Here is a 20323-nt window from a genome sequence, read left to right as displayed (position 1 = left end):
TGCCGAGATTCAGTGCGTGCAGACTTGAACCTTGGTCGCTGCGTCGGACGGGGTCAGTTCGGCCTCCGTCGAACAGCGCATGCCCAGCCGGTCCAGCAGCGCGCGGTCCTTCTCGGCCTGCGGGTTGCTGGTGGTCAGCAGCTTGTCGCCGTAGAACATGGAGTTGGCGCCCGCGAGGAAGCACAGCGCCTGCATGGTCTCGGGCATTTCCTCGCGGCCGGCGGACAGGCGCACCATGGCGCGCGGCATCGTGATGCGGGCCACCGCGATGGTGCGGATGAACTCCAGCGGGTCCAGCGGCGCGGTGCCGGCCAGCGGCGTGCCTTCCACCTGCACGAGGTTGTTGATGGGCACGCTCTCGGGGTAGGGGTCGAGGTTGGCGAGCTGCACGATGAGGCCGGCGCGCTGGCGGCGCGTCTCGCCCATGCCCACGATGCCGCCCGAGCAGACCTTGAGGCCTTGCTGGCGCACGCGGTCCAGCGTGTCCAGGCGGTCCTGGTAGGTGCGGGTCGTGATGATCTGACCGTAGAACTCGGGCGCGGTGTCGAGGTTGTGGTTGTAGTAGTCCAGGCCAGCCGCTGCGAGCTGCTCGGCCTGGCCGTCTTCCAGCATGCCGGCGGTGAGACACGTCTCCAGGCCCAGCGCCTTGACCTCGGAAATCATCTCGCCAATGGCTTCCAGGTGGCGGGGCTTGGGCGAGCGCCAGGCCGCACCCATGCAGAAGCGCGTCGCGCCGTTGGCCTTGGCCGCGCGGGCGGCTTCCATGACCTCCTGCAGCGGGATGAGCTTCTCGGCCTTCAGGCCCGTGTCGAAGTGGGCCGACTGCGGGCAGTAGGCGCAGTCCTCCTCGCAGCCGCCGGTCTTGATGGACAGCAGCGTGGACAGCTGCACCGCGTTGGCGTCGAAGTGCTCGCGGTGCACCTGCTGTGCGCGGAACAGCAGGTCGTTGAAGGGCAGCTCGAACAGCGCGGCCACGTCGGCCACGGTCCAGGGCTTGGCCTGGCGGCGTTCGGCGTCGGTCGTGGGGGTGAGGGTCTGGATCTGGTTCATGCGAAAGCCACCAAGGGAGAGATGTCGAGACGCGCCGGCGCGGCCAGCGGGTCGGAGAGTCGGGGCAGGTGCCCGAGGCAAGGCGCGTTCAGGCCCGCCTGCAGTGCGGCGAGATTGTCGGCCACGTGCGGCTGGTCGGGGTCCACGGTGTTGGCCACCCAGGCGGCCAGCGGCAGCCCGCGGGCGCGGATGGCTTCGGCCGTCAGCAGCGCGTGGTTGATGCAGCCCAGCCGCAGGCCCACGACGAGGATGACGGGCAGGCCGAGGTCCACGGCCATGTCGGCCGTGTCCCAGCCGTCGATCAGCGGCACGCGGAAGCCGCCGACGCCTTCGACCAGTGCGATGTCGGCCTTGGCCGCCGTGGCGCGGATGGCTTTCAGCAGCGCGTTGCGGTCGATCGTGCCACCTTCCAGCCGTGCGGCGATGTGCGGCGCACAGGGCTCGCGGAACTGCAGCGGGCCGACCTCGGCGTCGCTGAGACCCAGGTTTTGCGCTTCCAGCAGCTCGGCGACGTCCTCGTTGATCCAGCGGCTGTTGCGCCAGGTCTGGCCCGCCGCCAACGACTTGATCGGCGCGACGCGCCGGCCGCCCGCCGCCAGCGCACGCGTCAGCGCGGCGGTGACGAAGGTCTTGCCGATCTCGGTGTCGGTGCCGGTGATGAAGAAACCATTCATGCGGCCTGCTCCTGGGCGGCGGCGGCGCGGTCCAGCGCCGCCAGCAACGTGTCGACATCGGCGGCCGTGTGCGTGCCGCACAGCGTGATGCGCAGCCGCGCCGTGCCGGCCTCGACGGTGGGCGGGCGGATGCCCGGCACGCGCAGGCCGGCCGTCTCCAGCGCGGCGGCCAGTGCCATCACCGCGGCGTTGCCGCCGACGATCAGCGGCTGGATGGGCGTGGCGGAGTCGGTGAGCGTCCAGCCCAGGCGCGGATGCCGGTCGATCAGCGCCAGCAGGCCGTCGCGCAGCTGCGCCTGCAGCGCGACGAGGTTGGCGCGCCGCGCCGCGCCGAGCGGGCCGTCGATCAGTTCGAAGCTGGTCAGCAGCGCATGCTCGATGGCCGGCGGCGACGCGGTCGAGAAGACGAAGTTGCGCGCCGCCTGCAGCAGGTATTCCACGATGGTCGCGTGCGCGGCGACGAAGGCGCCGGCCAGGCCCGCGGCCTTGCCCAGCGTGCCGACGAGGATCAGCCGTTCGCTCGTCAGGCCGAAATGCTCCAGCGAGCCGCGGCCGGTGGCGCCCAGCACGCCGAAGCCGTGCGCGTCGTCCACGACCAGCCAGGCGTCGAACGCTTCGGCCAGCGCCAGCAACTCGGGCAAAGGCGCGAGGTCGCCGTCCATGCTGAACACGGCGTCCGTGACGATGAGCTTGACCTTGGCCGTGCTGGCCGCCAGCAGCGCGCGCAGGCCAGTCACGTCGGCATGGCCGTAGCGCGTGACCTTGGCCTTGGCGAGCCGCGCGGCGTCGATCAGCGAGGCGTGGTTCAACTGCTCCGAGAAGATCTCGGTGTGTTCGTCGCCCAGCGCTGTGACGACGGCCAGGTTGGCCATGTAGCCGGTGCAAAAGCCCAGCGCGCGCGCCTGCGGGATGTGCGGCACGTACCAGCGGGCCAGCGTGTCGGTGACGGCCTCGTGCGCGGCGCTGTGGCCGCTGACCAACGGCGATGCGCCCGAGCCGCCACCCCACAGCCGCGCGCCTTCGGCGATAGCGTCGGCGATGGCCGGCTCGGCGGCCAAGCCCAGGTAGTCGTTGGAACAGAACATCAGCAGCTGGCGGCCGTTGAGGGTCTGGCGCGGCGCGGTGCCGTCGTCGGCGGTGCGCAGCTTGCGCGTCAGGCTCTGCGCGCCGATGGCGGCGAGCTTGGCGCTCAGGTGATCAAGCAAGGACATCGTTCAAGGTCTTCGCCACGCCGTCGGCCAGGAAGGCGGCGGTGTCGTCGGCGATCAGGTAGGGAGGCATCAGGTAGACGGTTGATCCGATCGGGCGGATCAGCAGTTCGTGTTCGCGGGCCGCCAGGTGGAAGCGTTCGGCGAAGCGCGGTGGCGCGTCGGCCACGTCGAAGGCCAGGATCATGCCGCGCTGGCGCAGGTGGCGCAGGCGTGGGTGTTCCGCCAGCGGCGCGAAGGCGCGGGCGAGCCGGTCGGCCTGCGCGCGGTTGTCGTCGAGTTGGCCGGCATCGAAGCGGTCCAGCACCGCGTTCGCCGCCGCGCAGGCCAGCGGGTTGCCGGTGTACGAGTGCGAATGCAGGAAGCCGCGCGTGACGTCCTCGCTCCAGAACGCGGCGAACACGTCGTCCGTCGTCAGCACCAGCGACAGCGGCATGGTGCCGCCGGTGATGCCCTTGGACAGCAGCACGAAGTCTGGCCACTCGGCTTGGGTTTGTTCCCAAGCGAAGAAGGTGCCGGTTCTACCGCAGCCCACGGCGATCTCGTCGGCGATCAGGTGGACGTTGAACTCGCGCGTCAGCTCGCGCAGGCCGGTCAGGTACTCGGGCGCGTACATGACCATGCCGGCCGCGCCCTGGATCAGCGGCTCGACGATGACGCAGGCGATCTGCGCGTGGCGCTCGGCCAGCAGCGCGCGCATCGCGGCCAGCGCCTCGGCCTCGTTGCCCCGCCGCGCGTCGGGCGAGGGCACGATGTGGGCGCGCATCAGCAGCGGGTCGTAGGCGTCGCGGAAGACCTGCACGTCGGTCACGCTGAGCGCGCCCAGCGTCTCGCCGTGGTAGCTGTTCTGCAGGCAGACGAACTCGCGCTTGTCCGGCTGGCCACGGTTCTTCCAGGTGTGGAAGCTCTGCTTCAGCGCGATCTCGACGGCGCTGGCGCCGTCGCTGCCGAAGAACACATGGCCCAGCGCACCGCCGGTGCGCGCGGACAGGCGCTCGCCCAGCCGCACGGCGGGCTCGTGCGTGCAGCCGGCCAGCATCACGTGCGGCAGCGTGTCGAGCTGGTGCTTGATGGCGGCTATCAGCGGCTTGTCGCTGTGGCCGAACAGGTTCACCCACCACGACGAGTTGGCGTCGAAGTAGCGCCGGCCGTCGGTGCCGAACAGCCAGGCGCCGTCGCCGCGGGCGATGGGCAGCGGCGGCACGTCGGCGAGGCGCGCCATCTGCGTGCAGGGATGCCAGACGGCGGCGCGGCTGCGCGTGGCCAGGTCTTGAGTCGAGGAAGTCATACGGAAGCAGGGCGGCGCACGCGGCGGACCAGCGCGCGCAGGAATTTGAAGCAGAACCAGATCAGCGCAGCCATGACGGCGAGCGCCAGCGCCAGCAGCGGGAAGAAGACGAACGGATGCGCCCAGGCCAGCCACAGCATCGTGGGTACAGCCAGGTCGCCGAACAGCGACAGGCCGATGTTGGAGAAGGGCTCGGGCGATGTGTTCGCCGCCGCACGCGTGCTGGCTTTGGCCGCGTGGGCCGTGGTAGCAAGCCCGCCGCCCAACAGCGCGGCCATCACGCCCCACGCGTTGCCGTGGTCGCCCGCCCAGCCGCTGACGAGACCGGCGACCAGCGCCGCACCGGCGGGGATGCGGATCAGCGTGTGCAGCGCGTCCCAGGCGCTGTCGACGAGCGGCACCTTGTCAGCCAGGAACTCGATGAACGCGAGCACGCCCGCGCAGCCCATCACCAGCGGCGAGGCCAGCACCTGCAGCCCAGGCGGCAGCGCGATCCAGCCCCAGTGCCCGGCGATGCCCACCAGCAGCACCGTCAGGTACAGCCGCAGGCCGCTGGCCCAGCCGAGGGCGGCGGCCAGCGCGAGCAGTTGGATGGCGTCGAGCTTCATGCGGCCGCGTCAGCCGGCCAGCCAGCCGGGCTTGCGCTTGCCCAGGAAGCTCTGCACACCCTCGCGCCCCTCGGCGCTGGCGCGGATGTCGGCGATGCGGCGTGCCGTGTCGTCACGCAGCGCGGGCGTGATCTCGCGGCTGGCCACGTCCTTGACGAGCTGCTTGCAGGCGCGCACCGCAGCGGGGCCGTTGGCGGTGATGGCGGCGGCGAGTTCATCGACCTTGGCGTCCAGCGCATCGGCCGCCACGACCTCGTGCACCAGGCCCAGCCGGCGTGCCTCGTCGGCCGCGAAGCGTTCGGCCGTCACGAAGTAGCGCCGCGACGCCTGCTCGCCCAGCGCCTTGACGACATAGGGGCCGATGGTGGCCGGGAGCAAGCCCAGCTTGGCCTCGCTGAGGCAGAAACCCGCCGTGTCGACCGCGACGACGATGTCCGCGCACGCCACCAGCCCCACGCCACCGGCATAGACGTCGCCCTGCACCCGCGCGATGACCGGCACCGGGCAGGACCAGATCGCCCACAGCATGTCGGCCAGCTTGGTCGCGTCGGCGTGGTTCTCGTCCCACGAGTAGCCCGCCATGGCCTTCATCCAGTTCAGGTCCGCGCCGGCGCAGAAGGCCTTGCCCTCGGCGGCGAGGACGATGGCACGCAGGTCGCCGCGCTGGCCCAGCTCGGTGAAGGCAGCGGTGAGTTCCGCGATCAGCTCGGCGTTGAACGCGTTGCGCACCTCGGGGCGGTTCAGCGTGACGCGGGCGACATGGCCGTGAGGGCCGTCGGTGGTGATGTTGAGGGCGGTCATGTCGGGTCCTGATATCCGTGGGACGGCTGCAGCAGGCGCAGTCCGAAATGCTGCTCGAAGGGCAGGAAGTCGCGGTCTCGTTGCAGCAGCAGCAGGTCCTCGTCGATGCAATGCGAGGCCAGCAGCACGTCGATCGGGCTGTGGACGGTGATGCCCATCTCGCGCAAGCGCCGGTAGCGGCTCGCGGCGCGTTCGGCGCCAGCGGCGTCCACGACGGAGGGCACGCGGATTTGTTCGAACAGCTTCATCGCCATGCGGTGCTGGCGCTCATGGCGAAAGCCGCGCAGGACTTCGAACACCACCAGGTCGGGCGCCACGACGGGCGTTCGCGCTTCGTCCAGCAAGCGCTTGAGTTGCACGCCTGCCGGGCTGGGGTTGCCGTTGAACAGGTCGATCCAGACGCCGGTATCAACGACGACCATTCGCCCCCCCCGAGGTGCCGCCGGCGGGCGGTTCGGCATCGGGCAGTTCACGACCTTCGTCATCGACACGGTGCCAGTTCGGCCGGCCACTCAGGCGCTCGTCACCCGGCCAGCCCCACGGCAGCTTGCCCGCGTGCTTGAGGATCTCTTGGTACGCCGCCTGCCGTTTCACCAGCGCCAGCCCCGCTTCCACCGCCTCACGCTTGGTCTTGAAGCGCCCGGCCGCCATGGCATCGGCCATCAACTCGTCATCGATTTCGATGTTGGTGCGCATGATGTGTATGAAGTTGGCGTTCTTTGTGCAAAGAGTGTATCAAGGCGACGCCGCAGGTGCCATGTGGGCGTCGAGTCACTCCGCCTGCCGCGTCTCCGAGGGTGGCCGCCGGCGTTGCAATGAAGACGGGGCGTGCTTGCATCACATCCGGAACACGCCGAACTTCGTCTCCGGGATGGGCGCATTCAGCGAGGCGCTCAGCCCCAGCGCCAGCACGCGGCGCGTGTCGGCGGGGTCGATGACGCCGTCGTCCCACAGGCGTGCGGAGGCGTAGTAGGGGTGGCCCTGGTCCTCGTACTGCTGGCGGATGGGCGCCTTGAAGGCTTCCTCTTCCTCGGCGCTCCAGGCGCCGCCCTTGGCCTCGATGCCGTCGCGCTTGAGGGTGCTCAGCACGCTGGCCGCCTGCTCGCCGCCCATCACGGAGATGCGTGCGTTGGGCCACATCCACAGGAAACGCGGCGAGTAGGCGCGGCCGCACATGCCGTAGTTGCCGGCGCCGAACGAGCCGCCAATGATGACGGTGAACTTGGGCACCTGCGCGCAGGCCACCGCCGTCACCATCTTGGCGCCGGCGCGGGCGATGCCGTCGTTCTCGTACTTGCGGCCCACCATGAAGCCGGTGATGTTCTGCAGGAACACCAGCGGGATCTTGCGCTGGCAGCACAGCTCGATGAAGTGGGCGCCCTTGTTGGCGCTCTCGGCGAACAGGATGCCGTTGTTGGCCACGATGCCCACCGGCATGCCCTCGATGTGCGCGAAGCCGCAGACCAGCGTGGCGCCGTAGCGGGCCTTGAACTCGTCGAACTCGCTGGCGTCGACGATGCGGGCGATGATCTCGCGGATGTCGAAGGGCTTGCGCGTGTCAGTCGGGATCACGCCGTGCAGCTCGGCGGGGTCGAAGGCCGGCGCCTTGGGTTCCTGCATCGCCAGCGGGTTCGCCTTGGTCCAGTTCAGCCGCGCGACCGACTGGCGCGCGATGGCCAGCGCGTGGGTGTCGTTGTTGGCGAGGTGGTCGGCCACGCCGGACAGCCGCGTGTGCACGTCGCCGCCGCCCAGGTCTTCAGCCGTGACGACCTCGCCGGTCGCGGCCTTCACCAGCGGCGGGCCGCCCAGGAAGATGGTGCCCTGGTTCTTGACGATGATGGTCTCGTCGCTCATCGCCGGCACGTAGGCGCCGCCGGCCGTGCACGAGCCCATGACGACGGCGATCTGCGGGATGCCGGCTGCCGACAGGTTGGCCTGGTTGAAGAAGATGCGGCCGAAGTGGTCGCGGTCGGGGAAGACCTCGTCCTGGTTGGGCAGGTTGGCGCCGCCGCTGTCCACGAGATAGATGCAGGGCAGTCGGTTCTGCGCCGCGATCTCCTGCGCGCGCAGATGCTTTTTGACGGTTATGGGGTAGTAGGTGCCGCCCTTCACCGTCGCGTCGTTGCACACGATCATGCAGTCCACGCCCGAGACGCGGCCGATGCCGGCGATGACGCCGCCGCCCGGCGCGGCGCCTACACCCTCCTTATCCAGGTACAGGTTGAGGCCGGCCAGCGGCGCCAGTTCGAGGAACGGCGTGCCCGGGTCCAGCAGCATCTCCACGCGGTCGCGCGGCAGCAGCTTGCCGCGGGCCGTGTGCTTGGCGCGCGCGGCCTCGCCGCCGCCCTGGGCGATCCGGGCCAGCTTGGCGTTCAGGTCATCGAGGTGGCCGCGCATCGCCGCGGCGTTGGCCTTGAAATCGGCCGAGCGGGCATTGAGCTGCGTGTTCAGGACCGGCATGGAGTCTCCTGGCGAATCCCGCTTCTTAAGCGTGACTCAATTTATTCGGATCCGGCCCGGCGGGGCTGGCGAAGGACGGCAGAATAAATCAGCGTGAATGCGGATGCAATGGTGACTTGAGTGATCCTCAAGAATTGCGCAGAATGCGCCCTCGATGACCGCCGCCACCGCTGTTCCGCAACGCCGCTCGCCCGCCGGCCCCAAGGCCGAACAGCGCGTGCGCGACATCCTGCGCGTGGGCCGCGAGGTGTTCGCCGAGCGCGGCTACGAGCGCGCCACGACGACCGAGATCGCGCAGCGCCTGGGCATCTCCGAGGCCACGGTGTTCACCTACTTCCGCGGCAAGCGCGAGCTGTGCATGCGCGTCATCCAGGACTGGTACGACGAGATCATCGCGGCCATCGAGGCCGGCCTGCCGCGTGCGGCGTCGGTGCGCGAGCAGCTGGAGTTCGTCGTGCTGACGCACCTGCGGCTGTTCCTCATCCAGGGCACCGGGCTGTGCGCGCTGGTCCTGTCCGAAGGCCGGACCAAGGGGCAGGACCTCGGCGAAGGCTTCGTCGAACTGCAGCGCCGCTACACCGCGCCGCTGATGGACCTGCTGGCGCGCGGCCAGGCGGCCGGCGAGGTGCGGCGCGACATCCCGCTGCGGCTGCTGCGCTCGCTCGTCTTCGGGCCCATGGAGCACATGCTGTGGGAGGTGGTCATCACCGGCCGCCAGCTCGACGTGGAGGCCAGCGCACGCGATCTCGTCGCGCTGCTGTGGCCGGCGCTGCAGGCGCCCGACGAGGAGTTGCAGCGGCTGCGCCGGCTGCGCAGCCAGTTGCAGGACGCGCTCGCCCGAGGCTGACCGGCTCGCGTCCCGGGCGGCGCTCGCTACGATGCGACGTCAAGCGCAGGGGAGGGCAGCGATGAACGGATTCAGGGTCTGGCTTGCAGCAGTTCTGCTGCTGGGCGCGGCCATGGTGCAGGCCCAGCCGGCGGACGCCGGTGCCGACTGGCGCTACCGCATCCAGCCGGGCGACACGCTGATCTCGCTCACCGACGCCTGGCTCGCGCCGCCGCGCACCTGGCGCGACCTGCAGGCGCTCAACCGCGTGCCCGACCCGCTGCGGCTGGTGCCCGGCAGCACGCTGCGCATGCCGGTCGCCTGGCTGAGAAGCGAGGCCAGCGTGGCCGAAGCGGTGTTCGCCCGCGGCCAGGTCACGCGCCTGCGCGCCGGTGCCAGCGAAGCGCTCACCGCCGGCGCCACGCTGCACAGCGGCGACCGCATCACCACCGCAGAGCAGTCCAGCGCCAGCCTGCGCTTCGCGGACGGTTCGCGGCTGCTGATTCCGCCCGGCAGCGAGATCACGCTGGAACAGCTGCTGGTGCTGGGCCGCGGCGCGCTGCCCGCCGTTCGCGTGGCCATCCAGCAGGGCGGCGCGGACAGCCGCGTGGCGCCCAATGCCCAGCGCGTGCCGCTGTACGAGGTGCGCACGCCGCATGTGAACCTGGGCGTGCGCGGCACCGAGTTCCGTGTGCAGACGGCCGGGGGCCGCAGCCGCATGCAGGTGCTGCACGGCGCCGTGCATGCCGACGGCCTGGGCCCCGACGTGTCGGCCGGGCAGGGCCTGCTGGCCGACGGCGCGGCGCGCAGCGTGGCGCCGCTGCTGCCGGCGCCGGACCTGAGCGGCCTGGCGCCGCTTGCCGAGCGGCTGCCGCTGCGGCTGGCCTGGGCCGGTGGCCCCACGGGCGCGGCCACCTGGCGGGCGCAGCTCTACGCGCGCGGCGACTTCGAGCGCCTGCTGCTGGACGCGGTCGTCGGCGAGCCGGTGGCCGACTGGCCCGAGGCGCGCGAGCTGCCCGACGGCGACTACACGCTGCGCGTGCGCGCCATCGATGCCCGCGGCCAGGAGGGCCTGGCGGCGGACCTGGACATCCGCCTGCAGGCGCGCCCCGAGCCGCCCTTCATCCAGTCGCCCGCGCCCGGCGCCGTCAGCTACACCGGCGCCGTGGCGCTGGCCTGGACGCGCAACACGGCAGCACCGGATGTGCGCCTGCAGGTCGCGCGCGACGCCGGCTTCCAGGACCTCGTGCTGCAGCCGCCGCCCATCGCCGGCGCGGGCTTCGATGCCCGCCTGCCCGATGGCCTGTACCACTGGCGCATCGCCTCGGTGCAGGCCGATGGCCGCGCCGGCCCGTTCGGCGACGCGCAGACCTTCGAGCTCCAGCCGCCGCCGCCCGCGCCGCCGCCGGCCGAACCGGAGGTCAGCGGCGACCAGCTCAAGCTGCGCTGGCGCGCGGACACGGGCGTCGTGCGCTATGAATTGCAGTGGGCGCGCAACGAGGCCTTCGACGGCCCCCACATGCAGCGCTTCAGCACCGACAAGGCCGAGCTGGTGATGCCCAAGCCGTCGCCCGGCCGCTATTTCCTGCGCGCCCGGGGGGTCAACGCCGCGGGTGCCGCCGGCCCGTGGAGTCAGCCGCAGCGCATCGAGCAGCCGTACCCGCGCTGGCTGTGGCTGCTGCCGCTCTTGCTGGTCCCCCTGCTTTGATGCGCTGGCCCTGGCTTGCCCTGCCCGCGGCGCTGTTGCTGTGGGCGCTGCTGAGCCTGACCGGCGCGCAGCCGCGCATCGACCGCGCGCTGGCCGACCTGCTGGTGCGCGCTGCCCCACCGCGCCCGGCCGCGCAGCCCGGTGCCGTCATCGTCGACATCGACGACGCCTCGCTGCGCGCGCTGCGCCAGCCGCTGGGCGAGTGGCCGTATTCGCGCGAGGTGTATGCGCTGCTGCTGGACTACCTGGCCCAGGCCGGCGCGCGGCTGGTCGTCATCGACATCGTGCTGGCCGGCCCGCGCGACGGCGATGACCGGCTGGCCACGGCGCTGGCCGGGCAGCCGCCCACGGTGCTGGCCGCCGCCGGCCTGGCGCCGCGCCAGCGTGCCGGCGTGGAGCTGGCGCCGGCCAGCGCCGCCGAGCAGCGCGCGCTGGCGCGACTGGGCGTGCCGCAGGCGCCCGGCGAGGATTGGGGCGCGCTGACGGCGCCGGCCGACGCGCTGCTGGACGCGCTCGCCGTGCGCGGCAGCCTGGGTGTGATCTCGGTGCCTCTGGACGACGACGGGCTGCTGCGCCGGGTGCCGCTGCTGCATCGCGTGCAGGGCCGCAGCCTGCCCAGCCTGGCGCTCGCGGCGCGGCTGCGTGCCGACGGCGCGCCCGGCTGGCGCGTCGAGGGCGGCGAGCTGGTGGCCGGCGCGCGCCGCTGGCCCGTGGACGCCGACGGCCGCCTGCGCCTGCGGCTGCGGCTGCCGCTGAACGGCGGCGAGCTGCCGCATGTGTCCTGGCAGCGGTTGATGCGCGCCGCGCTCGGCGAGACGGACGACGCCGAGCTGGCCGGCCAGCTCGCCGGGCGCAGCGTGTTCGTCGGCAGCAGCGCCTTCTTTGCCGACGAGGTCATGACGCCGCAGGGCCGCCTGTCCGGCACGGTGCTGAACGCGGCCGTGTTCGAGGCGCTGGGCACCGAGCCCGTGCCGCTGCTGCGCGACAGCGGCCCCGTGGTCTGGGCGCTGGACGCGCTGCTGCTGGCGTTCGCCGCGCTGCCGCTGCTGCTGCGCCGGCAGGCGCTGGCAGCGGGCTTGGGCGTGGCGGCCATCACGCTGGTGACCTGGGGTTCTGCGATGGCCGGCCTGCTGCCCGTGCCGGCGCCCGCGCTGTACCTGCTGGCGCTGGCGCTGGGGCTGACGGCCATCGAGCACCAGCGCCGGCAACGCGCCCGCGAACGGGAGCTGACGCGCCAGCGCGAGCTGGCCGAGGCGCGCAGCCGCGCCAAGACCGAGCTGCTGGCCCAGGTCAGCCACGAGATGCGCACGCCGATGAACGCGGTGCTGGGCTTGTCCGACATCCTGGCCCGCTCGCCGATGAAGCCCGACCAGGCGCACTACGTCGAGGTGCTGGGACACGCCGGCCGCCAGGTGTTCGCCCTCATCAACGACCTGCTGGACAACGCCCGCATCGAGAGCGGCCGGCTGGAGCTGGCGTCGCACCCCTTCAACCTCGTGGACCTCGTGGAGCTGCAGCTGGAGCTGCTGCGCACCAAGGCGCAGGGCCGCGGCCTGTGGCTGCGCGTCTTCGCCCGCACCGAGGCCACGGGCTGGGTGCTGGGCGACCAGCAGCGTGTGGCGCAGATCGTCACCAACCTGGTCGGCAACGCGCTCAAGTTCACGAAGACCGGTGGCGTCACCGTGGAGCTGGCGCGCGACGCCGAAGGCCGCGTGCGCATCGCCGTGCTGGACACGGGCATCGGCATCGCGCCCGAGCAGCTCGAACGCATCTTCCAGCCGTTCGCGCAGGCGAATGCCGCCATCAGCCGCGAGTTCGGCGGCACGGGACTGGGCCTGTCCATCACGCGCAGCCTGGCGCGGCTGATGGGCGGCGACGTGTCGGTGCACAGCCGCGTGGGCGAAGGCAGCCGCTTCGAGGTGCAGCTGGACCTGCCGGACGCGCGCCCTGCGCAGATGGAGCTGCACGCGCTGCGCGCCGAGCGGGTGGCGCCCACGCGGCCGCTGGCGCTGCTGCTGGCCGAGGACAACGACGTCAACGCGCTGGTCATCGACGGCATGCTGGCGCCGCTGGGCCACCGCATCACCCGCGTGCCCGACGGCGCGCAGGCGGTCGCCGCGCTGCGCAGCGGCGATTTCGACCTGGTGCTGATGGACATGCTGATGCCCGGCCTGGACGGCCTGGGCGCGACGCGGCAGTGGCGCGCCATCGAAGCGGCGCAAGGCCTGCCGCGCACGCCCATCGTCGCGCTGACGGCCAATGCCTTCGACACCGACGTGCAGCAGTCGCTCGCCGCCGGCTGCGACGCCCACCTGACCAAGCCGCTGAGCCTGGCCGCGCTGCTGCAGGCGCTGGCCCGGTACGCGCGCGCCTGACGCCACGCTGCGACCCGTTACGTTTTTTTTGCGCCTTTGAGCCGGTCGGGCCGTTGCGGGGATGTCGCGGCGGCGCAGGGGCGGTATCGTCGCGTCCGGCCTCCACTCTCCCTTGTGGCATGACGGCACAGCCCGGCTCGCAGCGCGACTTCGACACCTCGTTTATGGCGGGAGGTGGGGAGCTGGGCCGGCTGATGCGCGAGCACGACTGGGCCGCCACGCCGCTGGGCCCGGTCGCGGACTGGCCGCGCAGCCTGAAGACCGTCGTGCGCATCATGCTGACCTCGCGCCAGCCGATCTGGATCGGCTGGGGGCCGCAGCTCGTCAAGCTCTACAACGACGCCTACCTGTCCATCATCGGCGGCAAGCACCCGGGGGCGCTCGGCCAGCCCGCATCGATCGTGTGGCGCGAGATCTGGGGCGACATCGGGCCGCTGCTGGACAGCGCGATGAGCGGCGACGGCACGTTCGTGGAGAGCCAGCTGCTGCTCATGGAGCGCAACGGCTATCCCGAGGAAACCTACTACACGTTCTCGTACAGCCCCATCCCCGGCGACGACGGCGTGGCCGCCGGCATCATCTGCGCCAACTCCGACGAGACGCAGCGCGTCATCGGCGAGCGCCAGCTCGCGTTGCTGCGCGAGCTGGCCACCCGCGCCGCCGACGCGCGCACGGTGGCGCTGGCGGTGGCGCAATGCGCCCAGGCGCTGGAGACCGGCGGCAAGGATGTGCCGTTCGCGCTGGTCTACCTGCGGGCGCATGGCGACGCGGCCGCCCCGGCGCTGGCCGGTGCCACCGGCGGGACCGGTGCCTGGGCCGAGGCGGTGCGCGGCTTCGACGTGCGGCAGGCGCCCTGGTTCGCGGACGACGTGCTGGCGTCGCAGCAGCCGCGCGTCGTCGCCCCGCTGCCGGCGGGCATTGCCTGGCCCTGCGGCGGCTGGAAGGACGCGCCGCGCCAGGCCATGGTGCTGCCCATCCGGCCGTCGGGCGACGCGGGCCAGGAGGGCGTGCTCGTCGTGGGCCTCAGCCCGCACCGCCTGCCCGAGGGGCGCTACAGCGACTTCCTGCAACTGGTCGCGCAGCAGGTGGCCGCGGCCATCGGCAATGCCGAGGCCTACGAGACGCAGCGGCACAAGGCCGAGGAGCTGGCGCAGCTGGACCGCGCGAAGACGCAGTTCTTCTCCAACATCAGCCACGAGTTCCGCACGCCGCTGACGCTGATGATGGGGCCGCTGCAGGACGCGCTGGACGACGACCGCCTGCCCGTGCCGGTGCGCACGCGGCTGGCCATGGTGGAGCGCAATGCGCTGCGGCTGGGCAAGCTCGTCAACGCGCTGCTGGAGTTCTCGCGCATCGAGGCCGGCCGCGTGTCGTCGTCCTTCCGGCCGACCGATCTCGCGCGGCTGACGGCCGAGCTGGCCAGCGCGTTCCGCTCGGCCATGGAGCGCGCGGGGCTGGACTTCGACGTCGACTGCCAGCCGCTGCCCGAGCCGGTCTACGTGGACCGCGACCATTGGGAGCGCATCCTGCTGAACCTGCTGTCCAACGCGCTGAAGTACACGCTGAAGGGCCGGGTGGCCGTGCGGGTGCGGGCGGGCGATGGCAGCGCCATCGTGGAGGTGCAGGACACCGGCATCGGCGTGGCGGCGGACGAGCTGCCCCGGCTCTTCGAGCGCTTTCACCGCATCGAGGGCGTGCAGGCGCGCACGCACGAGGGCAGCGGCATCGGCCTGGCGCTGGTGCAGGAGCTGATGCGGCTGCACCACGGCCGCATCGAGGTGGACAGCCAGCCGGGCGTGGGCACGCGCTTCACGCTGCGCCTGCCGCTGGGCCACGCCCACCTGCCGCTGGAGCAGGTGCGGCACGCCGCCGCCGGTGCGCCGGCGGCGGACCTGGCGCCGTCCTATGTGCAGGAGGCGCTGCGCTGGCTGCCCGATGCATCGGACAGCCGCGCGGCGGAAATCGGCAGGCCTGGCAATGGCCTGCCGGAGATCGGCGAGCGCTACCGCGGCACGGTGGGCGCGCGGGTGGTGGTGGCGGACGACAACGCGGACATGCGCCAGTACCTGCGCGGGCTGCTGTCGCCCTGGTACCGCGTCGAGGAGGCGGCGGACGGCGAGCAGGCGCTGGCCGCCGTGCGCCGCGAGCGCCCGGCGCTGCTGCTGTCCGACGTGATGATGCCCAGGCTCGACGGCTTCCAGGTGCTGGCGTCGCTGCGCGAGGACACGGCGCTGCGCACCTTGCCTGTCGTGCTGCTGTCCGCGCGGGCCGGCGAGGAGGCGCAGATCGAGGGCCTGAGCGCGGGGGCGGACGACTACCTCGTCAAGCCCTTCACGGCGCGCGAGCTGCTGGCGCGCGTGGCGGCGCTCATCGAGCTGGACCGCCTGCGCCGCGCCGGTGAGGAGCAGTTGCGGCTGTTCCTGTCCAACGCCCGCATGTTCACGTGGGACGTGGACGTGCAGACGCGCAAGCTGACGCTGTCGGAGAACGCCGTCGACGTGCTGGGCATGGCGCCGGGCGATCTGGAGGCGGGCTACCGGCTCGTCCACCCCGACGATGTGGCGCGGCTGCGCAGCGGCATGGACGGCTCGGCGCGCCATGGTGTGGGCTTCACGGAGGAACTGCGCATCCTGCGTGCCGGCACGGGCGACGTGCGCTGGCTGGAAGTGCGCGCCGTGGCGGTGCGGGACGACGCCGACCATGTCGTCGGCTTGAGCGGCATCTCCTTCGACATCACCGAGCGCAAGGGCATGGAGCAGGCCTTGCTCGAATCGGACCGGCGCAAGGACGAGTTCCTCGCCATGCTGGCCCATGAGCTGCGCAACCCGCTGGCGCCCATCCGCAACTCCGCCGAGCTGATGATGCGCACCACGCCGGCCGGCGCGCCCGCGCGCCGCATGGTGGAGATCATCAACCGCCAGGCGACGCAGATGGCGCGCATGGTGGACGACCTGCTGGACGTGTCGCGCATCACGCACGGCCGCATCGAGCTGGAGCGCAAGCCCGTGGACTTGTCCGCGGTGATCGCCGCGGCCGTGGAGGCCACCGCGCCCATGGTGCTGGAGCGCCGGCACCGGCTGACGGTCGTCTCGGACCTGCCCCTGTCGGTGCGGGGCGACGCGGCGCGTCTGCAGCAATGCCTGGTCAACCTGCTGTCCAACGCCGCCAAGTACACCGACGCGGGCGGCGAGATCCTGGTGTCGCTGGCGCTGGACAGGCACGAGGCGGTCGTGGCGGTGACGGACCGCGGCGCCGGCATCGCGCCCGAGGTGCTGCCCGTGGTGTTCGACCTGTTCGTGCAGAGCGCGCGCACGCTGGACCGCGCGCAGGGCGGCCTGGGCATCGGCCTGTCGGTGGTGAAGCGGCTCGTGGAGATGCACGGCGGGCGCGTCACCGCGCGCAGCGGTGGCGTGGGGCAGGGCGCCACCTTCGAGATCCGGCTGCCCCTCATCCCGATGCCGGCCGCCGAGGCCGAGGCCGAGGCCGAGCCGGCCCCCCGCGGCCTGCCGCCACGCCGCGTGCTGCTGATCGACGACAACGAGGACGCGGCCGAGTCGCTCGCGCTGATGCTGGGCGCCGACGGGCATGAGGTGCGCACCGGCTTCAGCGCCACGGCCGCCCTCGAGATGGCCGCCGCCTGGCAGCCCGACATCATGCTGCTGGACATCGGCCTGCCCGGCATGGACGGCTACGAGGTCGCCCGGCGCCTGCGCGCCCAGCCGGCGCTGGCGTCCATGCGGCTGGTGGCGCTGACGGGCTACGGCCAGCCCGACGACATCCGGCGCTCGGCCGCCGCAGGCTTCGACGCCCACCTGGTCAAGCCGGTCGACATGGGCGCCCTCACCGGCGCGCTGAGCCGCTGATCAGCCGCAAAGCCCGACGAATGCACTGGGGCGCTGCTTCTGGCTAGAGTCCGCGGCTAGCCATCCCCAGGAGGAACCATGATCAACCTGACCGTCAATGGTCGAGCCGTGGCGCTGGACGCCGAGCCCGACATGCCTCTGCTGTGGGCCGTGCGAGAGGAACTGCAGCTCACCGGCACCAAGTTCGGCTGCGGCGCGGCCCAGTGCGGCGCCTGCACCATGCACGTGGCCGGTGCGCCCGTGCGCAGCTGCCTGACGCCGATCTCGTCGGTGCAAGGCCCGGTGACCACCATCGAGGGCATCGCCAACGACAAGGTCGGCCAGGCGGTGCAGGCGGCCTGGGTGGCTCACGACGTGGCGCAGTGCGGCTATTGCCAGAGCGGCCAGGTCATGAGCGCCGTGGCGCTGCTCAAGGGCAACAAGAAGCCCAGCGACGCGCAGATCGACGAAGCCATGGCCGGCAATCTCTGCCGCTGTGGCACCTATCACCGCATCCGCGCCGCCATCCATGCGGCCGCGGCCCAACTCGCCTGAGGACGCCGCCATGCTGAACCCCCAACGCATCGACCACCTGGTCAGCGGCCGCGCCGGCCTGTCCCGCCGCGCCTTCGTCACCACCACCGTCGGCGGCGCCGTCGGCCTGGCCTTGCTGCCTGGCATGGCCGGCGCGCAGGCGCCCAAGGGCGGCAGCAAGCCCACCGAGCAGCCGCTGGCCTTCGTCTCCATCGCGCCGGACGGCACCACCACCATCCTGTGCAACCGCATGGACATGGGCCAGGGCATCGAGACCGGCCTGGCGATGATCTGCGCGGAGGAGCTGGACGCCGACTGGCGCAAGGTGCGCACCGGCTTCGGCGACCAGCAGGGCCAGTACGTGGACCCGCTGTTCGGCATGCACATCACCGGCGGCTCCAACTCGGTGAAGAACAGCTACCAGCAGTACCGCGAGCTGGGCGCGCGCACCCGCGCCATGCTGGTCGCTTCGGCGGCGCAGGCCTGGGGCGTGCCCGCGTCGTCGCTGAAAGCCGAGAACGGTGTCATCTCGGGCGGCGGCAAGAGTGCCGGCTACGGCGAGCTTTTCGACGCCGCCATGAAGCTGCCGGTGCCCGAGGCCGTCACGCTGAAGGACCCCAAGGCCTTCAAGCTGATCGGCCAGCCGACCACGCTGACCGTCAGCAAGGCCAAGTCCACCGGTACCCAGGCCTACGGCATGGATGTGCAGTTGCCGGGCATGGCGGTGGCCGTCATCCAGCGCCCGCCGGTGTTCAACGGCAAGATCGGCAAGCTCGATGCCACCGAGGCGCTGAAGATCAAGGGCGTGAAGGCCGTGCTGCCCGTGCCGCTGGACCGTGGCGGCCAGGGCGTGGCGGTGGTCGCCAGCGGCTACTGGGCCGCCAAGAAAGGCCGCGATGCGCTCAAGGTGGACTGGGACCTGGCCGGCCTGGCCAAGCCCGACACCCAGGCGCTGACGGCGCAATACCTCGCCCTGGCGAAGAAACCCGGCACGCCCGCGCCCAAGCTGCAGGCCGACGTCAGCGGCTGGAGCAAGGCGCCGAAGAAGATCACCGCGGACTTCGTCTTCCCCTACCTGAACCACGCGCAGATGGAGCCGCTGACCTGCACGGTGGACCTGAAGGACGACCGCTGCGAGCTCTACTACGCGTCGCAGATGCCCGGCATCGACGCGATGAACCTGGCCAAGCTGGTGGGCCTGAAGCCTGAACAGGTGCAGATCAACGTGCAGATGGCCGGCGGCGGTTTCGGCCGTCGCGCCACGCCCGCGTCCGAATACCCGCGTGAGGCCGCGGCGGTCGCCGTGGCACTGGCCAAGGCCGGCCAGCGCATGCCGGTCAAGGTCATCTGGAGCCGCGAGGACGACATGAAGTCCGGCTACTACCGGCCCATGACCGTGCACCGCGCCGAGATCGGCTTCGACGCCACCGGCAAGATCGCCGGCTGGCAGCACCGCATCGTCAGCCAGAGCATCCTGAAGGGCTCGCCGCTGGAGGGCTTCGGCTACAAGGACGGCGTGGACGGCACGACCACCGAGGGCATGCGCGACCCTTACGAGATCCCGATGAACCTCAGCGTGCACCATCCGGACGTGAACGTGCCGGTGCTGTGGTGGCGCTCGGTGGGCGCCACGCACACGGCCTACGTGATGGAGACGCTGATCGACGAGATCGCCTTCACCACCAAGCAGGACCCGGTGGCCTACCGCCTCAAGCTGATGGGCGACAAGCCCGAGGCGGCCCGCCATCGCGCGGCGCTGCAGGCGGCCGTGGACCAGAGCGGCTACGGCAAGCGCAAGCTCAAGGCCGGCCAGGCCTGGGGCGTGGCGGTGCACGAGAGCTTCGAGTCCGTCGTCGCCTACGTGGTCGTGGCCAGCATGAAGGGCAAGGGCAAGGATCGCCAGCCGGTGTTGCAGGAGGTGCATGCCGGCGTGCACTGCAACCTGTGCGTGAACCCGCGCGCCGTGGAGACGCAGGTGCAGGGCGCCGCGATCATGGCGCTGGCCACGACCCTGCCCACGCACCGCATCACGCTGAAGGACGGCGTGGTGGAGCAGAGCAACTTCTACGACGTGGCCATGCCGCGCATGCCCGATGCGCCCAAGGTCATGACCGTCAGCATCGTGCCCAGCAACGACCCGCCCAAGGGCATGGGCGAGCCCGGCCTGCCGCCGCTGGCGCCCGCGCTGGCGAATGCGGTGGCGCGGCTGACGGGGCAGCGGCAGAGGGAGTTGCCGTTCAAGTTCGCCTGAGTGCCTTGAAGGCGCACGTGGTCGTCATGGGCGTGGCCGGTTGCGGCAAGTCGTCCGTGGCGGCCCGTGCGGCGCAGGCGCTGGGCCTGCCGCTGATCGAGGGGGATGCGTTCCATGCGCCGCAGAGCGTTGCCAAGATGCGCGCCGGCCAGCCGCTGACCGACGCCGACCGCGCCGGCTGGCTGTACCGCCTGGCGGCGCAGCTCATCGCCCACCCGGGCGGTGCCGTGCTGGCCTGCTCCGCATTGAAGCGTGCGTACCGTGACCGGCTGCGCGCCGCAGCACCGGGGCTGGGCTTCGTCTTTCTGCAACTGGACCGGGACACGGCGCTGGCGCGCGTGGGTGCGCGGCCCGGGCACTTCTTCTCGGCCGGCCTCGTGGACGATCAGTTCGCGACGCTGGAGCCGCCCATCGGCGAGGCTGGCGTGCTGGTGCTGGACGCCACCGCCGCGCCCGCCGAGCTCGACGCCGCCGTTCAGGCCTGGGCGGCGGGCGGGTAGCCGGCTTCGGCCAGCGCGGCGGCCAGCGTTTCGCGCGGCAGCGTGCTGTCGACGTCGGCCGTCTTGGCGTCGCGGTCGATCTGCACGCCGGCCTGCGCGTCGGCCGTCTTCAGCGCCTCGGTGATGGCGGCGACGCAGTGGCCGCAGCTCATGTCGGGCAGGGTGAACCGGTACATCGTGGGGCTTCCTGTGGAAGGT

Annotated in this window: 17 protein-coding genes; 7 read left to right on the top strand and 10 right to left on the bottom strand. The window is 71.8% G+C overall.

What is annotated here, in order from left to right; all coding sequences use genetic code 11:
• Positions 1-9: 9 nt before the first annotated feature.
• The 9 genes from bioB to ACO07H_RS22195 all read right to left on the bottom strand — a co-directional run bounded on the left by bioB (position 10) and on the right by ACO07H_RS22195 (position 8089).
• A complete protein-coding gene (gene bioB, locus ACO07H_RS22235; protein WP_422018248.1) occupies positions 10-1050 on the bottom strand; it encodes a biotin synthase BioB in 1041 nt (346 codons plus the stop codon).
• Positions 1047-1724, bottom strand: a complete 678-nt coding sequence (bioD, locus tag ACO07H_RS22230) for a dethiobiotin synthase (RefSeq protein ID WP_422018246.1) — start codon at positions 1722-1724, stop codon at positions 1047-1049. The genes bioB and bioD overlap by 4 nt, the downstream gene beginning before the upstream one ends.
• The gene (locus ACO07H_RS22225) at positions 1721-2935 is read right to left on the bottom strand and encodes an 8-amino-7-oxononanoate synthase (RefSeq protein WP_422018244.1); all 1215 of its coding nucleotides are present in this window, start codon (positions 2933-2935) and stop codon (positions 1721-1723) included. Before ACO07H_RS22225 ends, bioD begins: the two co-directional genes overlap by 4 nt.
• Positions 2922-4220, bottom strand: coding sequence for an adenosylmethionine--8-amino-7-oxononanoate transaminase (gene bioA / locus ACO07H_RS22220; RefSeq protein WP_422018242.1), 1299 nt, complete (start codon positions 4218-4220; stop codon positions 2922-2924). Before bioA ends, ACO07H_RS22225 begins: the two co-directional genes overlap by 14 nt.
• Positions 4217-4828: a DUF4126 domain-containing protein gene (locus tag ACO07H_RS22215; RefSeq protein ID WP_422018240.1), complete on the bottom strand. Its 612-nt coding sequence runs from the start codon at positions 4826-4828 to the stop codon at positions 4217-4219. The genes bioA and ACO07H_RS22215 overlap by 4 nt, the downstream gene beginning before the upstream one ends.
• A gap of 9 nt (positions 4829-4837) precedes the next feature.
• Entirely contained in the window at positions 4838-5629 is a 792-nt protein-coding gene (locus ACO07H_RS22210) for an enoyl-CoA hydratase/isomerase family protein (protein ID WP_422018238.1), read from the bottom strand.
• Complete coding sequence (vapC, locus tag ACO07H_RS22205; RefSeq protein WP_422018236.1) at positions 5626-6051, bottom strand: type II toxin-antitoxin system VapC family toxin; 426 nt, start codon at positions 6049-6051, stop codon at positions 5626-5628. Before vapC ends, ACO07H_RS22210 begins: the two co-directional genes overlap by 4 nt.
• Positions 6038-6325 (bottom strand): type II toxin-antitoxin system VapB family antitoxin, encoded by a 288-nt coding sequence (locus ACO07H_RS22200; RefSeq protein ID WP_422018234.1) that lies wholly within the window; start codon positions 6323-6325, stop codon positions 6038-6040. Before ACO07H_RS22200 ends, vapC begins: the two co-directional genes overlap by 14 nt.
• Before the next feature lie 141 nt (positions 6326-6466).
• Positions 6467-8089, bottom strand: a complete 1623-nt coding sequence (locus ACO07H_RS22195; RefSeq protein ID WP_422018232.1) for a carboxyl transferase domain-containing protein — start codon at positions 8087-8089, stop codon at positions 6467-6469.
• Positions 8090-8243: 154 nt separating this feature from the next.
• Between ACO07H_RS22195 and ACO07H_RS22190 the strand changes: the two genes are divergently transcribed.
• The 7 genes from ACO07H_RS22190 (at position 8244) to ACO07H_RS22160 (ending at position 20125) form a co-directional block, all read left to right on the top strand.
• Positions 8244-8936: a TetR/AcrR family transcriptional regulator gene (locus ACO07H_RS22190; protein ID WP_422018230.1), complete on the top strand. Its 693-nt coding sequence runs from the start codon at positions 8244-8246 to the stop codon at positions 8934-8936.
• Positions 8937-8997: 61 nt separating this feature from the next.
• Positions 8998-10623 (top strand): FecR domain-containing protein, encoded by a 1626-nt coding sequence (locus ACO07H_RS22185; protein ID WP_422018228.1) that lies wholly within the window; start codon positions 8998-9000, stop codon positions 10621-10623.
• Positions 10623-12998, top strand: coding sequence for a CHASE2 domain-containing protein (locus ACO07H_RS22180; RefSeq protein WP_422018226.1), 2376 nt, complete (start codon positions 10623-10625; stop codon positions 12996-12998). Before ACO07H_RS22185 ends, ACO07H_RS22180 begins: the two co-directional genes overlap by 1 nt.
• A gap of 119 nt (positions 12999-13117) precedes the next feature.
• The gene (locus ACO07H_RS22175) at positions 13118-16861 is read left to right on the top strand and encodes an ATP-binding protein (RefSeq protein ID WP_422018224.1); all 3744 of its coding nucleotides are present in this window, start codon (positions 13118-13120) and stop codon (positions 16859-16861) included.
• Positions 16862-16939: 78 nt separating this feature from the next.
• Positions 16940-17395, top strand: a complete 456-nt coding sequence (locus tag ACO07H_RS22170; protein WP_422018222.1) for a (2Fe-2S)-binding protein — start codon at positions 16940-16942, stop codon at positions 17393-17395.
• A gap of 10 nt (positions 17396-17405) precedes the next feature.
• Entirely contained in the window at positions 17406-19625 is a 2220-nt protein-coding gene (locus ACO07H_RS22165; RefSeq protein WP_422018220.1) for a molybdopterin cofactor-binding domain-containing protein, read from the top strand.
• Between the two features lie 26 nt (positions 19626-19651).
• Positions 19652-20125 (top strand): gluconokinase, encoded by a 474-nt coding sequence (locus ACO07H_RS22160; protein ID WP_422018676.1) that lies wholly within the window; start codon positions 19652-19654, stop codon positions 20123-20125.
• Here the strand turns inward: ACO07H_RS22160 and ACO07H_RS22155 are convergent.
• Positions 20101-20301, bottom strand: coding sequence for a heavy-metal-associated domain-containing protein (locus tag ACO07H_RS22155; RefSeq protein WP_422018218.1), 201 nt, complete (start codon positions 20299-20301; stop codon positions 20101-20103). The genes ACO07H_RS22160 and ACO07H_RS22155 overlap by 25 nt on opposite strands.
• Positions 20302-20323: the final 22 nt, after the last annotated feature.

Source organism: Roseateles sp. (assembly GCF_965229315.1).
Lineage (GTDB): Bacteria > Pseudomonadota > Gammaproteobacteria > Burkholderiales > Burkholderiaceae_C > Pelomonas.
This window is presented reverse-complemented; position numbering and strand designations above follow the sequence as displayed.

Excerpts from the sequence above, each read along its gene's own strand:
- ACO07H_RS22210 (WP_422018238.1), bottom strand. The coding sequence starts at position 5,629 with ATGACCGCCCTCAACATCACCACCGACGGCCCTCACGGCCATGTCGCC.
- ACO07H_RS22160 (WP_422018676.1), top strand. The coding sequence starts at position 19,652 with ATGGGCGTGGCCGGTTGCGGCAAGTCGTCCGTGGCGGCCCGTGCGGCG.
- ACO07H_RS22215 (WP_422018240.1), bottom strand. The coding sequence starts at position 4,828 with ATGAAGCTCGACGCCATCCAACTGCTCGCGCTGGCCGCCGCCCTCGGC.
- ACO07H_RS22180 (WP_422018226.1), top strand. The coding sequence starts at position 10,623 with ATGCGCTGGCCCTGGCTTGCCCTGCCCGCGGCGCTGTTGCTGTGGGCG.
- ACO07H_RS22170 (WP_422018222.1), top strand. The coding sequence starts at position 16,940 with ATGATCAACCTGACCGTCAATGGTCGAGCCGTGGCGCTGGACGCCGAG.
- ACO07H_RS22195 (WP_422018232.1), bottom strand. The coding sequence starts at position 8,089 with ATGCCGGTCCTGAACACGCAGCTCAATGCCCGCTCGGCCGATTTCAAG.
- ACO07H_RS22185 (WP_422018228.1), top strand. The coding sequence starts at position 8,998 with ATGAACGGATTCAGGGTCTGGCTTGCAGCAGTTCTGCTGCTGGGCGCG.
- bioA (WP_422018242.1), bottom strand. The coding sequence starts at position 4,220 with ATGACTTCCTCGACTCAAGACCTGGCCACGCGCAGCCGCGCCGCCGTC.
- ACO07H_RS22190 (WP_422018230.1), top strand. The coding sequence starts at position 8,244 with ATGACCGCCGCCACCGCTGTTCCGCAACGCCGCTCGCCCGCCGGCCCC.
- ACO07H_RS22165 (WP_422018220.1), top strand. The coding sequence starts at position 17,406 with ATGCTGAACCCCCAACGCATCGACCACCTGGTCAGCGGCCGCGCCGGC.
- bioB (WP_422018248.1), bottom strand. The coding sequence starts at position 1,050 with ATGAACCAGATCCAGACCCTCACCCCCACGACCGACGCCGAACGCCGC.
- vapC (WP_422018236.1), bottom strand. The coding sequence starts at position 6,051 with ATGGTCGTCGTTGATACCGGCGTCTGGATCGACCTGTTCAACGGCAAC.
- ACO07H_RS22200 (WP_422018234.1), bottom strand. The coding sequence starts at position 6,325 with ATGCGCACCAACATCGAAATCGATGACGAGTTGATGGCCGATGCCATG.
- ACO07H_RS22155 (WP_422018218.1), bottom strand. The coding sequence starts at position 20,301 with ATGTACCGGTTCACCCTGCCCGACATGAGCTGCGGCCACTGCGTCGCC.
- ACO07H_RS22225 (WP_422018244.1), bottom strand. The coding sequence starts at position 2,935 with ATGTCCTTGCTTGATCACCTGAGCGCCAAGCTCGCCGCCATCGGCGCG.
- bioD (WP_422018246.1), bottom strand. The coding sequence starts at position 1,724 with ATGAATGGTTTCTTCATCACCGGCACCGACACCGAGATCGGCAAGACC.
- ACO07H_RS22175 (WP_422018224.1), top strand. The coding sequence starts at position 13,118 with ATGACGGCACAGCCCGGCTCGCAGCGCGACTTCGACACCTCGTTTATG.